Below are 15,112 nucleotides of genomic sequence, written 5' to 3' on the forward strand. Positions count from 1 at the left end.
CCGGGCGGGGAGGAGGACCTCCCCGCCCGGTCCGACGTCGGTGCGGACCGTCAGTACCGCTCGAGCTGCGGCGGGGTGGCCGGCGAGCCGGACTTGCCGAGCGTGCCGTCGTAGATCTTCTTCCAGGTGCCGTCGGTGAACGCCGCCTCGATCTGGTCGTTCACGTAGTCACGCAGCGCCTTGTCGTCCTTGGGCAGGCCGATGCCGTACTTCTCGGTGCTGAACGGCTGGCCGACGACCTTGAGCTCGTCCGGGTTCTGCGCGGCGTAGCCCTTGAGGATGGCGTCGTCGGTGGTCACCGCGTCGACCTTCTTGTCGAGCAGCTGCGAGACGCACTCCGAGTAGGTCTTGAACTCGACGATGTTCTCGCCCTCGGTCAGGCCCTCGTCGCGGATCTTCTGGATCGGCGTGGAGCCGGTGGCCGAGCAGACCTTCTTGCCCTTGAGCGTGTCCTTGCCGGTGATCGACGACTCGTCCTTGCGGACCAGCAGGTCCTGGCCGGCGACGAAGTACGGGCCGGCGAAGGAGACGTCGTTCTTGCGCTTGTCCGTGATCGAGTACGTGCCGACGTAGTAGTCGATCTCGCCACCCTTGATCGCGGTCTCCCGGTTGGCGGACGCGATCTCCTTGTACTCGATCTTCGCCGGGTCGACGCCGAGCGTGCTGGCGACGTACTGGGCGATCTCGATGTCGAAGCCGCACCGCTTGCCCTGGGCGTCCTTGTAGCCGAGGTTCGGCTGGTCGAACTTGACGCCGATGACGACCTTGCCGGCCGACTTGATCTTCTCGAAGGCCGGGCTGCCGGCGACGTTGGCGTCCGTCTTCGGGGTGAAGGTCACGCCCGAGCTGCTGCAGTTGTCGCCCTGCGCTCCACCGCTGGCGTTGCCGCCGCCGCTGGGAGCCGGGTTCCCCTCCTTGCCACAGGCAGCTGCGGAAAGGGCGAGCGAGGCCATCATGGCCACCGCCGCCACGCGCTTGTAACGCATACACATCTCCTTCTTCGACGGAGCCGACGGGACGACTCCACTACGGACGCTCAGTGGGTGAGGATCTTGGAGAGGAAGTCCTTGGCCCGCTCGCTGCGCGGGTTCGCGAAGAACTCAGCCGGCGGCGCGTCCTCGACCAGCTTGCCGTCGGCCATGAAGATGACCCGGTTCGCGGCGTGCCGGGCGAAGCCCATCTCGTGGGTCACCACGACCATGGTCATGCCCTCGCTCGCCAGCGACGTCATCACGTCGAGCACCTCGCCGACCATCTCCGGGTCCAGCGCGCTGGTGGGCTCGTCGAACAGCATCGCCTTGGGCTGCATGGCCAGCGCGCGGGCGATCGCCGCCCGCTGCTGCTGACCGCCGGAGAGCTGCGCCGGGTACTTGTCCGCCTGGTTGGCGATGCCGACGCGGTCCAGCAGGGCCAGGCCGCGCTCGCGGGCGGCGGCCGGCTTCTCCTTGCGGACCTTGACCGGCCCCAGGGCGACGTTCTCCAGGATGGTCTTGTGCGCGAAGAGGTTGAACGACTGGAACACCATGCCGACCTCACTGCGCAGCTTGGCCAGGGGCTTGCCCTCGGCCGGCAGCGGCTGCCCGTCGAACGTGATGGTGCCGGAGTCGATGGGCTCCAGCCGGTTGATGGTGCGGCACAGCGTCGACTTGCCGGAGCCGGACGGGCCGATCACGACGACCACCTCGCCCCGGCCGACGGAGAGGGACACGTCGTCGAGCACGTGCAGCGGCCCGAACCACTTGTTGACCCCGTCGAGCACGATCAGCGGGTCGCCCGTCGTCACGTCGTCCACCGTCCCTGTCGTCCATGGCGGAATTCGGGGGTCGGTCGACCCCCGGTTGGGCAACTGTAGGCGGGGTGATGTGGCAGAACGCAACTCAGATGGTCACGGAGCGGTAACACCGGTCACCTGCATACCGGCCCGTCCGAATTTCGTCACAGTCCGGGTGGGCCGACTGGCGCCGAAGCCGCAGGCCGGAGATCATGAGGCGATGACCGACGCGATCCGGCTGACCGACTACGCCCGCGGTGGCGGCTGCGCCTGCAAGATCCCACCGGGCGAGCTGGAGGCGATGGTCGCCGGGCTCGGCGCCACCGGCGGCTCGGTCGACCTGCTGGTCGGCCTGGAGAACGGCGACGACGCCGCGGTGGTCCGGCTGGACGAGCGTACGGGTCTGGTGTGCACCGCCGACTTCTTCACCCCGGTGGTCGACGACGCCTACGACTGGGGGCGCATCGCCGCCGCCAACGCGCTCTCCGACGTGTACGCGATGGGCGGCACCCCGCTCGTCGCGCTCAACCTGCTCTGCTGGCCGCGCGGGGTGCTGCCGCCGGAGATGGCCCGCGAGGTGCTGCGCGGTGGTCTGGACGTGGCCCGGGAGGCGAACTGCCACCTGGCCGGCGGGCACAGCGTGGACGACGACGGCCCGAAGTACGGCCTGGCGGTCACCGGCGTGGTCCGGCCGGAGGAGCTGATCACGCTCGACGCCGGGCGGGCCGGGCTGCCGCTGTCGCTGACCAAGCCGCTCGGTGTGGGCGTGCTCAACACCCGGCACAAGCAGACCGGGCAGCGCTTCCCCGAGGCGGTCGAGTCGATGGTCCGGCTCAACCGGGACGCGGCCCGCGCGGCGGTGGCCGCGGGCATCCGCTGCGGCACCGACGTGACCGGCTTCGGCCTGCTCGGGCACGCCTCGAAGCTGGCCCGCGCGAGCCGCCTGACGGTGGCGATCGACGCGGCGGCGGTGCCGTATCTGACGGGCGCGCGGGAGGCGCTGCGCGACGGGTACGTCAGCGGCGGCACCCGGCGCAACCTGGAGTGGGTCACCCCGTGGACGGACTTCGGCGGCGCGGACGAGGGGGAGCGGCTGCTGCTCGCCGACGCGCAGACCTCGGGCGGCCTGCTGGTCGCCGGTGAGGTGCCGGGCGGCACGGTGATCGGTGAGCTGCTGCCCGCGTCGGAGCACCTGATCCGGGTGCGCTGAGCCTCGATGTCGCGGCGCGGCTGAGCCGTCGCCGCGGCACCGTACCCGATAAACTGTCATCTTCCAGCTACTCTGGGCAACGTCGCCCGAGGGAATTTTGCCCGGAATGGTCACAGACCGGTAACTTGCGCCTGGCTGAGGTCAAATGCACCCCACCATCGTCATTAAGGCCCGATCCGGAGGCCGGTGGAACGAGCGCAGCGAGGAGGCGGCATGACCGAGCTGTGGAACTGGAGAATCGACGGCGGCGAGCCGGTGGAGGTCTACCCGGCACTGGCCGAGGCGCTCGGCCGGGTGGTGATGCCCATGGCCGTCGCCGACCCGATGCGGCTCCCCGCGTACGCGGTGGTCTGCGACGTGTGGGAGGCGCCCGGGCTGTACGGCACCGTGGTCGACTGTTACGGCGTGCCCGAGAGCCTGACCGAGCTGCCCGCGATCGCGGCGCTGGCCCGGCTGCTGGGCCGCAACTGCCTGATGCGGGACGACACGCTCGACGCCGGCCGGCACCTGCTGGTCGCGCCGGACGGCACGATCCGGCCGGTGCACTTCGACGTGGCCGACACCGACGACGGCGAGGTGCTCAGCCACCACCGGCTCTGCACCGTCGCCGACGCGCGCTGCCGGGGCTGGTCACAGTGCCACCGCTCCCGCTGGGCGCCGGACACGGTCGCCCCGGCGCTCGCCGCCGCCTGAGCGCGGGCGCCGGCGCGCGCCCATGAGCGGTGCTCGCCGCCGTGCCCCCACCGGCGGCGAGCGGTGGCGGTCCCGGGCTCAGCCCCGGGCCGCCGGCTGCTGCCCCCGCACCACGAGCTGGTCGAGCAGCGTCGCCGTGGCGGCGGCCACGGCTTCCACCGCGGCGTCGAACGCGGCCGCGTTGTGCGCCGCCGGGGTACGGAATCCGGAGATCTTCCGGACGTACTGCAACGCGGCGGCGCGGATGTCCTCCTCGGTCACCACCGGGACGTACGGCTCACGCAGGGTCTTGATGCTCCGGCACACGGCTCCTCCTCGTTCGATCCGATCGGCTCCACCCGGATACGCTGTCCGGGTCATGACTACCGCAGCCGCGGGCAGCCCGCGCACCTACCAGGTGCGTACGTACGGCTGCCAGATGAACGTGCACGACTCCGAGCGCATCTCCGGCCTCCTCGAGGACGCCGGGTACGTGCGCGCCGCGGAGGCCGACGAGCAGCCCGACGTGGTGGTGTTCAACACCTGCGCGGTCCGGGAGAACGCCGACAACCGCCTCTACGGCAACCTGGGTCATCTGCGCCCCGTGAAGGCGAAACACCCGGGAATGCAGATCGCCGTCGGCGGCTGCCTCGCCCAGAAGGACCGCGGCGACATCGTCCGCAAGGCGCCCTGGGTGGACGTCGTCTTCGGCACGCACAACATCGGCTCGCTGCCGGCGCTGCTGGACCGGGCGCGGCACAACGCCGCGGCCGAGGTCGAGATCCTGGAGTCGCTGGAGGTCTTCCCCTCCACGCTGCCGACCCGGCGCGAGTCGACGTACGCCGGGTGGGTCTCGATCTCCGTCGGCTGCAACAACACCTGCACGTTCTGCATCGTGCCCTCCCTGCGCGGCAAGGAGAAGGACCGCCGCCCCGGCGACATCCTCTCCGAGGTCCGCGCGCTGGCCGACTCCGGCGTGCTGGAGGTGACGCTGCTCGGGCAGAACGTCAACTCGTACGGCGTCGAGTTCGGCGACCGGTACGCCTTCGGCAAGCTGCTGCGCGCCTGCGGCGACATCGACGGGCTGGAGCGGGTGCGGTTCACCAGCCCGCATCCGAAGGACTTCACCGACGACGTGATCGCCGCGATGGCCGAGACGCCCAACGTCTGCCACTCGCTGCACATGCCGTTGCAGTCCGGCTCCGACGACGTGCTGCGCGCGATGCGCCGCTCGTACCGGTCGGAGCGCTACCTGGGGATCATCGAGAAGGTCCGGGCGGCGATGCCGGACGCGGCGATCACCACCGACATCATCGTCGGCTTCCCCGGCGAGACCGAGGCCGACTTCGTCCGCACCCTCGACGTGGTGCGGGAGGCGCGGTTCTCCTCGGCGTTCACGTTCCAGTACTCCAAGCGCCCCGGCACCCCGGCCGCGACCATGGACGGCCAACTGCCCAAGCAGGTCGTGCAGGAGCGCTACGAGCGGCTGATCGCCTGCGTCGAGGAGATCACCTGGGCGGAGAACAAGAAGCTCGTCGGCGAGACCGTCGAGGTGCTGGTGGCGGTGGGTGAGGGCCGCAAGGACGAGCGAACCGGCCGGATGTCCGGCCGGGCCCGCGACGGCCGGCTCGTGCACTTCGCCACCGGTGAGCTGGCCGGAAAGATCCGCCCCGGCGACATCGTGCACACAGTCGTCACGTACGCCGCCCCGCACCACCTGAACGCCGACGGCGCACCGCTGGCGCACCGGCGCACCCGGGCCGGGGACGCGGCCGAGGCGGGACAGGTTCCGCGTACCCCCGGGGTGCTGCTCGGCCTGCCGACGGTCGGCGCGCCGGCCGCGGCGCCCGCCCCGGTCGGCGGCTGCGCCGCGCACTGAGCCGAGCGTGACGGCGGGGGCCCGACCTGGGCCCCCGCCGTCACGGCCTCAGCAGGCGGTGCCGTTGAGCTTCACGCTCCCCGGCGTCGCGGCGGTGCCGTTGGCGGTGAAGCCGACGGTGACCGACGCGCCCGGCGCCAGCGACGACGCCCAGGCCGGCGCGGCCGCAGTCACAGTGGTGCCGGACTGCGTGACGGTGGCGTTCCAGCCGCTCGCCAGCGTCACCCCGGACGGCCAGGTCCAGGTGGCCGACCACGGGTTCACTGCGGCGGTGCCGGTGTTCTTGACGGTCAGCTCCCCCTGGAAGCCACCCGACCAGGAGTTGATCTGCTTGTAGGTGGCGGTGCAGCCGCCGGTCACCGGAGGCGGCGGGGTGGTCGGCGCCGGCGAGGTGTTCGGCGTGCCGGTCGGGGACGGGCTGGTGGTGCCGCCACCACCGGTCGGCGGGATCAGGTACGGCGTGAGGATGTCCTGCTTCGGCTGGTTGATCGTGGTCCAGTCGTCGTTGGCGATGCCGCCCGTGTCACCGGAGTTCGGGTTCCACGACCAGTACGTGAACGACATGCCGTTCACGCCGGTGCCGGTGTACGCCATCAGGTTCTGCAGCCAGATCTTGTCCTTCGGGTCCTGGAGCGTGGTGCCGAACTCGCCCATCATGATCGGCGCGATGTTCTGCTTGTACAGGTAGCCCCAGTACTTGTCCCAGATGGCCGGCATGTTCGCCGGGTACGACGGGTCGTCGAACCAGGCCTGCCGGTAGACCGACGTGGCGTACTCGTGCGGCGAGTAGACCAGCCGGTTCGCCACGTTCAGCCGCACCGGGAACTGCCCGGCCTTGGACAGGTTGCCGCCCCACCAGCCGCAGTCCTCGTCGTTGCTGGGGTCGTTGTCCCAGACGTTCGACAGGCCGCCGCTCGGGCAGCTCACCCCCTCCACGAAGATCAGCCAGTTGGGCTGCACGCCGAGGATCGCGTTGCCGGCCCGCTCGGCGGCCAGCCGCCAGTCCCGGGCGGTGTCGCCGCAGCCCCAGCAGGCGCCGGTGGCGGCCGGGTTGGTGCCTTCGGCGTGCGGCTCGTTGTGCAGGTCCGCGCCGATCACAGTGGTGTTGCCGGCGTACCGCTGGGCCAGCATCTTCCAGTCGTTGATCCAGGTCGTCTCGGAGACCGTCGAGGTGTACCAGAGCGGCGACTGCCCGGCCGACGTCGGCCGGTGCCGGTCCAGGATGACCCGCATCCCCTTGCTGCCGGCGTAGTCGATGACCTTGTCGAGGATCTGCAGCGGGGAGAGCCCGATCAGGTCCGGGTTGACGAAGTCGTTGATGCCGGTGGCGGTCGCGCCGGCCTTGAGCGCGTCGTTCGAGTACGGGATCCGCAGCGTGTTGTATCCCAGCCGGGCCATGGTGTCGAGCTGCGAGCGCCACGGGTTGCTCGACCACAGGCCGTGGAACGTCTTGTTGTCGGTCTCCATCCCGAACCAGTTGATGCCGGTCAGCCGGACTGTCGCGCCCGTACTGTCGACGATCTTGCTGCCGCTGGTGTGCAGGTAACCGGTGCCGGTGCCACCGGCCGCCGCGGCGGCCGGTGCGGTGGAGACGGCGGCGGCGACGAGAACGCCGGCTGCCGCGGTGGCGAGCGCCGTCAGGGCGCCGCCGAGGGCGGTGCGTCGGTGCATGGAAGCTCCACTTCGGATGCCCGCGCCGCGCAGGCGCCGCGGGCGGCAGGACCAGGAGGCACGTCCCGCTCGTCATCGAGTACGCGCGCAGCGCGCGCCGGGCCGTGTCGTGTGGACGGCCACCCGCGAGATGTCGCACCGGCGACCGTCGACGGCGAGATCAGCCGTCGGTGCCCTCGTGCCGGTGCCTGAACCTGGCTCCGCCGCTCATTCTGATCAGCCCGTCTCGATGCGTCAACCCGCCCCCGGACGCGGGTGAGCCCCCGGCCGACCGGCCGGGGGCTCACCCGATGTGTCCGTCCGCCGGCCTGCCCGGCCGGGGTGCTTCCGTCAGCCGGCCTGCTCGGCGAGCTGGAGGAACTGCCGCTTCGAGGCGAGCGCCTGCTCGGCCTCCTTGATCCGGCGGGTGTCACCGGCGGCCTGGGCCCGGGCCAGCCGGTCCTCGGCCTCGGCGACCTGGGCGCGCATCTGCGCCAGCAGCGGGTTGTCCTCCTTGGAGGTGCGCCGCCACGCCGAGTCCATCACCTCGCGGACCTTGTCGTCCACGGCCCGCAGCCGGCGCTCCAGCCCGGCGGCGGCCTCGCGCGGCACCCGGCCGGCCTCGTGCCACTGCGCCTGGATGTCCCGCAGCTTCGCCTGGGCGCCCTTCGGGTCGCCGTCGACGTCCAGCGCCTCGGCCTCGGCCAGCAGCGCCTGCTTGCGCTCCAGGTTGGCGCGCTGCTCGTTGTCGCGGGCGGAGAAGACCTCGCTGCGGCGGGTGAAGAACTCGTCCTGCGCGGCGCGGAACCGTTCCCAGAGCTTCTGTTCGGCCTCCTTGGCGGCGCGCGGCGCGGCCTTCCACTGGGCCATCAGATCCTTGAGCTGACCGGCGGTGACGCCCCAGTCGCTGGAGTCCTTGAGCTTCTCCGCCTCGGCGACCAGCTCCTCCTTGACCGTCTGCGCCTGCTTGCGCTGCTGGTCGAGGGAGGCGAAGTGGGCGCCCCGGCGGCGGGTGAAGCCGTCCCGCGCGGCGGCGAACCGCTTCCACAGCTCACCGTCGGTCTTCTTGTCGACGCCGCGGATGGTCTTCCACTCGTCGAGGATCTCCTTGAGCCGGTCACCGGCGGTCTTCCAGCCGGTCGACTCGGCGGCCAGCTTCTCGGCCTCCTCGACCAGGGCGGTCTTGCGCGCCAGCGCCTCGCCCCGGGCGGCCTCGCGGGCCGCCTTGGCCTCGCCGGCCTTCTCCTCGGCGACGGTGGCCAGCTTGTCCAGGCGGGCGGCAAGGGCGTCGATGTCACCGACGACGTGCGCCTCGGCCAGCGACCCACGGATCCGGCGGATCGTGGTCAGGGAGTGGCCGGCGTCAGCCGCGCCCGAGTTGAGCCGGGCCTCGGTCAGATCGACCTCGGTCACCAGGTCGGCGTAGCGCCGGGCGAAGTGGGCGAGCCCTTCCTCCGGTGCCCCTGCCTGCCAGGATCCGACCACCCGCTCGCCCTCGGCGGTCTTGACGTAGACGGTGCCGTCCTCGTCGACCCGTCCGAAGGCAGTCCAGTCGCTCATGTGCCCATCCTCGTTCTCCCGGCGCCGAGGGGACAGCCCCCTCGTTCGCCGCCACGGCGCAGCAAACTTTCTCCCGGCATTGTCACAGGTCCGCCCCCGTCCGTGTCGAGCGCCTGTCGCCGACCGTGACCATACGGTGTTGTACGCCCTCGATGACCGGATCGGCGCGGGGACGCACCGGGGGATCCCGATAGGTTTGGGGGCGTGCCACTGGTCGCCGCCGCCGTCTGCCCCCACCCGCCGCTGATCGTGCCCGAGCTGGCCGGCGCCGCCGCGCCCGAGCTCGACGACCTGCGCGCCGCCACCGACGCCGCCGTCGCCCGGCTGCTGGCTGCCGAGCCGGAGGCGATCCTGCTCGTCGGCGGCGGGCCGGAGACGGTCCGGTTCAGCTCCGCCGAGCACGGTTCGCTTCGCCCGTACGGGCTGGACCGGCACGTGCGGCTCTGGAAGGTCAACTGCGCGGGCGGGGACCGCCTGCCGCTGAGCCTGACCGTCGGCGCCTGGTTGCTGAACCGCTCCGGCACCGAGCTGCCCCGGCTGGCCCGCTCGGTGGCGTACGACGCCACACCGGCCGAGTGCGCGGCGTTCGGCGCGAGCCTGATCCTCGACGACGACCCGCGGGTCGCGCTGCTCGTGCTCGGCGACGGGTCCGCCTGCCGGGGCGTCAAGGCGCCTGGCTACGACGACCCGCGCGCTGAGGCGTACGACGAAGGGGTTGCGGTTGCCCTGGCCGGCGCGGACGCCGACGCCCTGCTCGGCCTGGACCCGGTGCTGTCGGCGGAGCTGAGGGTCGCCGGGCGGGCGCCGTGGCAGGTGCTGGCCGGCGCGGTCCGGGCGGCGGGCGGTGACTGGCGCGGCGACGTCAGCTACCAGGACGCGCCCTACGGCGTTGCCTACTTCGTGGCGAACTGGGAGCGGGCGTGACCGTCGTGGCGGTGGTCGGGCCGACCGCGGCCGGGAAGTCGGCGCTGAGCATCGCGCTGGCGCACGCGCTCGGCGGCGAGGTGGTCAACGCCGACTCGATGCAGCTCTACCGGGGCATGGACATCGGCACCGCGAAGCTGACCCCGGCCGAACGCGAGGGCGTGCCGCACCACCTGCTGGACATCTGGCCGGTGACCGAGCCGGCGAGCGTCGCCGAGTACCAGACGCTGGCCCGCGCTGCCGTCGACGACATCCTGGCCCGGGGCCGGGTACCGCTGCTGGTCGGCGGCTCCGGGCTGTACGTGCGGGCGGTGCTGGAACGGTTCGAGTTCCCCGGCACCGACCCGGCCCTGCGGGAGCGGCTGGAGGCGGAACTCGCGGCGGTGGGCCCCCTGCCGCTGCACGCGCGGCTGACCGAGGCTGACCCGGGCGCGGCGGCGAGCATCCTGCCCACGAACGGGCGGCGGATCGTGCGGGCGCTGGAGGTGATCGAGCTGACCGGCGCGCCGTTCACCGCGTCGCTGCCGTCGCCCACGCCGTACTACCCGTCCGTGCAGCTCGGCGTCGACCTGGACACCGGGCGCCTCGACGAGCGGATCGCGCTGCGGGTGGACCGGATGTGGGCCGACGGCCTGGTCGACGAGGTACGGGCGCTGGTCGGTGAAGGGCTGCCCGAGGGGCGGACGGCCAGTCGGGCGCTCGGCTACCAGCAGGTGCTGCGGTTCCTGGCCGGGGAGCTGACCGAGGCCGAGGCGCACGAGGAGACGATCCGCGCCACCCGCCGGTTCGTCCGGCGGCAGCGCTCCTGGTTCCGGCGTGACCCGCGCGTCCACTGGCTGGACTCGGCGTCGCCCGCGTTTCTCGACACTGCCCTGCGGGTGGTCGCCGAGCATCGGCCATGATGGGGGCGTGGAGTTCACAAAGGGTCACGGCACCGGCAACGACTTCGTCATCCTGCCCGACCCGGACGGCACCCTCGACCTGACACCCGGCCTGGTCGCGGCGCTCTGCGACAGGCGGCGCGGGCTCGGCGGCGACGGCGTGCTGCGTGTCGTACGCGCCGCCAAGCACCCCGAGGGCGTCGCGCTCGCGGGCGAGGCCGAGTGGTTCATGGACTACTGGAACTCCGACGGCTCGTTCGCCGAGATGTGCGGCAACGGGGCCCGCGTGTTCGTCCGCTACCTGCTGGACCGTTCGCTGGCCGTCGCCCCGTCGGGCGGGACACTGCCGATCGCGACCCGCGCCGGCCTGGTGCGTGCCCGGGTCGAGGGCGCGGACGTGGCGGTCGAGATGCGCCGCCCCCGGCTGTACGACACGGCGACCGCCACGCTCGGCGGGTTGACGCTGCCCGGCACCGCGGTGGACGTCGGCAACCCGCACCTGGTGTGCGCGCTGCCCGCCGCGCTGGAACTGACCGGCCTGGACCTCACCCGCGCGCCCGAGGTGGACGCCTCGACCTTCCCGTCCGGGGTGAACGTCGAGTTCACCACGGCGGGCGAGCCGGTGACCGGCACCGACGGGCACGTGCTGATGCGGGTGTACGAGCGCGGCTCGGCCGAGACGCTGTCCTGCGGCACGGGCGCGTGCGCGGTGGCGGCGGTGGCGTTGCGCGACGCCGGCCTGGACACCGGCACGGTGACTGTGGACGTACCAGGCGGACGCCTCACGGTCACGGTGACGGCCGACTCCTGCTGGCTGTCCGGCCCCGCCGTCCTGGTGGCCACAGGCACCCTGACCCCCGCAGCCCTGCGCCCGTAGCCCTGCACCCGTAGCCCTCGCCCTGCCTCGCCCGCCCTGCCCTGCCCCGGCCCGCCCGCGTTGCTTCTGCCAGCTGATCAAGGAGTTTGTGGCGGAATCCCGCTGCTCCGGTGACGCGAACTCCTTGGTCAACACGGGGCTGAGTGGTGGCCGCGGTCCGGCCGTTCCGTCCCCGGCGCGCTGCCGCCCTGCTGCCTCGGCGCGCTGCGGCCCGGCGGCCCGGCATGATCAACACCAGTTCGGCGAAGTGGTGCTGTCGTGGGGTCTCTGATGCCACCACCTCGCCGAACTGGTGTTGATCAAAGGTGCTGATGCCGCTACTGAGGCGCTGCTGGGGATCTTGGAAGATTTGGGTCCCTCTGAGGGCCGTTTCCTTCCAAGATCTCGTGTGGACGCGCCGGGGACGTCTGACTGCGCCGGTGCGCTGACCTCGGCGCGGGCGGGCCCCGTGTGAGGAGGCAGGAGGTGCCCCGCGAGAGGGCGCTGGCCTGTGCGAAGGCGCCGCGAGAGGCAGGGGCGTGCCTGGGTCAGGGGGTGGCGCTGGCGTTGGCGGCGATCTCGGGCAGGTCGGCCGGGCCCGGGTCGGCCGCCGGAGCCGGCGTCGCGGCCGGGTTCTGGGCGGCGGCCCGTACCGCGGCGGCCACCGCCGGGGCGACCCGGGAGTCGAAGACGCTCGGCACGATCACCGTCGGGTTGATCTTGTCCTCGCCGACCACGTCCGCGATGGCCCGGGCGGCGGCGAGCGCCATCTCCTCGGTGAACTCCTCGGCGTGGGCGTCGAGCATGCCGCGGAACACGCCAGGGAAGGCGAGCACGTTGTTGATCTGGTTCGGCTGGTCCGAGCGGCCGGTGGCGACCACCGCGGCGTACTTGCGCGCCTCCCGCGGGTCCACCTCCGGGTCGGGGTTGGCGAGCGCGAAGACGATCGAGTCCTTCGCCATCTGGGCGACGTCCTCGCCGGTGAGCAGGTTCGGCGCGCTCACACCGATGAACACGTCCGCGCCGCGTACCGCCCCGGCCAGGTCACCGGAGTAGTTCTCCTTGTTTGTGTTCTCGGCCAGCCACTGCCACGCCGGGTTGAGGTCCGGCAGTCCGCGGTGCAGGGCGCCCTGGCGGTCGTACGCGATGATGTCGCCCACGCCCTGACGCAGCAGCAGCTTCATGATCGCGGTGCCGGCCGCGCCGGCGCCGGAGACCACGACCCGGACGTCCGCGAGCTGCTTGCCCACGACGCGCAGCGCGTTCGTCAGCGCGGCCAGCACGCAGATCGCGGTGCCGTGCTGGTCGTCGTGGAAGACCGGGATGTCCAGGGCCTCGCGCAGCCGGGCCTCGATCTCGAAGCAGCGCGGCGCGGCGATGTCCTCCAGGTTGATGCCGCCGTACGCGGGCGCGATCGCCTTGACGATCGCCACGATCTCGTCGGTGTCCTGGGTGTCCAGCACCACCGGCCACGCGTCCACCCCGCCGAAGCGCTTGAACAGGGCCGCCTTGCCCTCCATCACCGGCAGCGACGCGGCCGGCCCGAGGTTGCCCAGGCCGAGCACCGCGGTGCCGTCGCTGACCACGGCGACGGTGTTGCGCTTGATGGTGAGCCGGCGCGCGTCGGCCGGGTTCTCCGCGATCGCCATGCAGACCCGGGCCACACCCGGGGTGTACGCGCGGGACAGCTCGTCGCGGGTGCGCAGCGCGACCTTCGGGGTGACCTCGATCTTGCCGCCGAGGTGCAGCAGGAAGGTGCGGTCGGAGACCTTGCGGACGTCCACCCCGTCGAGCGCGGTGAGCGCGTCGACGACCTGGTCGGCGTGGCCGGCGTCGGCGGTGTCGCAGGTGAGGTCGACGATCACGTGGGCGGGGTCGGAGTCGACCACGTCCAGCGCGGTGACGATGGCCCCGGCCTCGCCGGCGGCGGTGGTGAGGCGGCCGATGGAGGAGGCGTCGGCGGGTACCGCGATCCGGATGGTGATGGAGAATCCGGCACTCGGCAGTCGTGTGTTGGCCACGAGAAACTCCTCCGTCGGCGCTGAGCGGCTCGACTGGCATTTCTACTCGCCCGCCCAGGTCGCCCGGCATCCGCCCCCGCTACCCGTCGGTAGCGTCACGGGCATAACACAGGTGCGCCCGGCGTTGTCACATGTCAGGATTGCTGTCACGCGCCGAAAATTCTCGGCGTTGCCCAAAACGGACAGGAGGCGCATTTGCGCGAGCAGGAGACCGTCCATCCCTACACCGACGACGAGTTCGACGCCACCACCGGCGAGTACGAGCTGTCGGAGCGGCAGGCGCTGCGGCGGGTCCCCGGCCTCTCCACCGAACTCACAGACATCACCGAGGTCGAATACCGCCAGCTCCGGCTGGAGCGGGTCGTCCTGGTGGGGGTCTGGACCGAGGGCACCCAGACCGACGCCGACAACAGCCTCACCGAGCTGGCGGCGCTGGCCGAGACGGCCGGCTCGCAGGTGCTCGAAGGGCTGATCCAGCGTCGCCAGCGGCCCGACCCGGCCACGTACATCGGCCGCGGCAAGGTGGACGACCTGGGCGCGGTGGCGCTGTCCACCGGCGCCGACACGATCATCTGTGACGGTGAGCTGTCGCCGTCGCAGCTGCGCAACCTGGAGCAGCGCACCAAGGTCAAGGTGGTCGACCGGACCGCCCTGATCCTCGACATCTTCGCCCAGCACGCCAAGAGCAAGGAGGGCAAGGCGCAGGTCGAGCTGGCCCAGCTCGAATACCTGCTGCCGCGCCTGCGCGGCTGGGGCGAGACGCTGTCCCGGCAGACCGGTGGTAGCGGCCGCGGCGGTGGCGCCGGCGGCGGCGTGGGTCTGCGTGGTCCCGGTGAGACCAAGCTGGAGACCGACCGGCGGCGCATCCGTCACCGCATCGCGCGGCTGCGCCGCGAGATCAAGAGCATGGCGACGGTACGCCAGACCAAGCGCGCCCGGCGTACCCGTAACGCGGTGCCCGCGGTGGCCATCGCCGGCTACACGAACGCCGGCAAGTCCAGCCTGCTCAACCGCCTGACCGGGGCGGGCGTGCTGGTGGAGAACGCGCTGTTCGCCACGCTGGACCCGACCACCCGCCGGGCCACCACGTCCGACGGCCGGCTCTACACGCTGTCCGACACGGTCGGGTTCGTCCGGCACCTGCCGCACCAGATCGTCGAGGCGTTCCGCTCGACGCTGGAGGAGGTCGCCGACGCCGACCTGGTGGTGCACGTGGTCGACGGCACCCACCCGGACCCGGAGGAGCAGGTCCGGGCGGTACGCGAGGTGCTCGCCGAGGTGGGCGCGGACCGGCTGCCGGAACTACTGGTGGTGAACAAGACCGACGCCACCGACGAGGAGACGATGCTGCGGCTCAAGCGGCTCTGGCCGGAAGCGGTCTTCGTCTCCGCCCACAGCGGGCGCGGCGTCGACGAACTGCGCGAGGCGGTCGAGCGTCGGCTGCCCCGGCCTGCCGTCGAGGTGCGCGCGGTGCTCCCGTACGACCGGGGTGACCTGGTCTCCCGGGTGCACCGGCAGGGTGAGGTGCTCAGCACCGCGCACCTGCCCGAGGGCACGCTGGTGCACGTGCGGGTCAGCGAGGGTCTGGCCGCGGAGCTCGCGCCGTACCGGGCGGGTGACCGGCTGACCAGTGACGAGCGGGTGGGCGCCGGGCGGTGAGCCGTCCGGCGTCACCCGCCGGAAACCCG

At 72.1% G+C, this 15,112-nt stretch carries 13 protein-coding genes; 7 read left to right on the forward strand and 6 right to left on the reverse strand.

Annotated elements, in window-relative coordinates; translation table 11 throughout:
* Positions 1-50 precede the first annotated feature (50 nt).
* Positions 51-986 (reverse strand): glutamate ABC transporter substrate-binding protein, encoded by a 936-nt coding sequence (locus SM452_RS13140; RefSeq protein WP_013284736.1) that lies wholly within the window; start codon positions 984-986, stop codon positions 51-53.
* A gap of 50 nt (positions 987-1,036) precedes the next feature.
* Positions 1,037-1,792: an amino acid ABC transporter ATP-binding protein gene (locus SM452_RS13145; protein WP_366620851.1), complete on the reverse strand. Its 756-nt coding sequence runs from the start codon at positions 1,790-1,792 to the stop codon at positions 1,037-1,039.
* A gap of 199 nt (positions 1,793-1,991) precedes the next feature.
* On the opposite strand from SM452_RS13145, the gene selD reads away from it, so the two are divergent.
* Together selD and SM452_RS13155 are read left to right on the forward strand one after the other, a co-directional pair.
* The gene (gene selD, locus SM452_RS13150) at positions 1,992-2,981 is read left to right on the forward strand and encodes a selenide, water dikinase SelD (protein WP_463839996.1); all 990 of its coding nucleotides are present in this window, start codon (positions 1,992-1,994) and stop codon (positions 2,979-2,981) included.
* A 213-nt stretch (positions 2,982-3,194) separates the two neighbouring features.
* Positions 3,195-3,674 carry a hypothetical protein gene (locus tag SM452_RS13155; protein WP_135238912.1) on the forward strand — a complete coding sequence of 160 codons (480 nt, stop codon included), beginning with the start codon at positions 3,195-3,197 and terminating at the stop codon, positions 3,672-3,674.
* Between the two features lie 78 nt (positions 3,675-3,752).
* Here the strand turns inward: SM452_RS13155 and SM452_RS13160 are convergent, their stop codons facing one another.
* Entirely contained in the window at positions 3,753-3,980 is a 228-nt protein-coding gene (locus SM452_RS13160; protein ID WP_262013578.1) for a DUF2277 domain-containing protein, read from the reverse strand.
* 52 nt (positions 3,981-4,032) lie between these two features.
* On the opposite strand from SM452_RS13160, the gene miaB reads away from it, so the two are divergent.
* Positions 4,033-5,532, forward strand: coding sequence for a tRNA (N6-isopentenyl adenosine(37)-C2)-methylthiotransferase MiaB (gene miaB / locus SM452_RS13165; protein WP_262013577.1), 1,500 nt, complete (start codon positions 4,033-4,035; stop codon positions 5,530-5,532).
* Between the two features lie 48 nt (positions 5,533-5,580).
* Here miaB and SM452_RS13170 read toward each other — a convergent pair whose 3' ends face one another.
* Both SM452_RS13170 and SM452_RS13175 read right to left on the reverse strand, forming a co-directional pair.
* Positions 5,581-7,203: a cellulase family glycosylhydrolase gene (locus SM452_RS13170; RefSeq protein WP_262013576.1), complete on the reverse strand. Its 1,623-nt coding sequence runs from the start codon at positions 7,201-7,203 to the stop codon at positions 5,581-5,583.
* Between the two features lie 330 nt (positions 7,204-7,533).
* Complete coding sequence (locus tag SM452_RS13175) at positions 7,534-8,742, reverse strand: DUF349 domain-containing protein (RefSeq protein WP_194802971.1); 1,209 nt, start codon at positions 8,740-8,742, stop codon at positions 7,534-7,536.
* A gap of 204 nt (positions 8,743-8,946) precedes the next feature.
* Here SM452_RS13175 and SM452_RS13180 point away from each other — a divergent pair, with 204 nt between their 5' ends.
* Genes SM452_RS13180 through dapF form a run of 3 tightly spaced genes read left to right on the forward strand, consistent with a single transcriptional unit; the run spans position 8,947 to position 11,424 of the window.
* Entirely contained in the window at positions 8,947-9,666 is a 720-nt protein-coding gene (locus SM452_RS13180; RefSeq protein ID WP_463839997.1) for a class III extradiol ring-cleavage dioxygenase family protein, read from the forward strand.
* Complete coding sequence (gene miaA, locus SM452_RS13185; RefSeq protein ID WP_436798868.1) at positions 9,591-10,568, forward strand: tRNA (adenosine(37)-N6)-dimethylallyltransferase MiaA; 978 nt, start codon at positions 9,591-9,593, stop codon at positions 10,566-10,568. The genes SM452_RS13180 and miaA overlap by 76 nt, the downstream gene beginning before the upstream one ends.
* Positions 10,569-10,575: 7 nt before the next feature.
* Positions 10,576-11,424, forward strand: coding sequence for a diaminopimelate epimerase (gene dapF / locus SM452_RS13190; protein WP_463839998.1), 849 nt, complete (start codon positions 10,576-10,578; stop codon positions 11,422-11,424).
* Positions 11,425-11,951: 527 nt separating this feature from the next.
* Here dapF and SM452_RS13195 read toward each other — a convergent pair.
* Positions 11,952-13,424 (reverse strand): NAD-dependent malic enzyme, encoded by a 1,473-nt coding sequence (locus SM452_RS13195; RefSeq protein WP_262013573.1) that lies wholly within the window; start codon positions 13,422-13,424, stop codon positions 11,952-11,954.
* Positions 13,425-13,619: 195 nt separating this feature from the next.
* Here SM452_RS13195 and hflX point away from each other — a divergent pair, with 195 nt between their 5' ends.
* On the forward strand, positions 13,620-15,083 hold the full coding sequence (gene hflX / locus SM452_RS13200; protein WP_262013572.1) for a GTPase HflX: 1,464 nt from the start codon (positions 13,620-13,622) through the stop codon (positions 15,081-15,083).
* The last annotated feature ends 29 nt before the right edge of the window (positions 15,084-15,112 follow it).

The sequence above is a fragment of the Micromonospora sp. SYSU B005 genome (genome assembly GCF_055362685.1).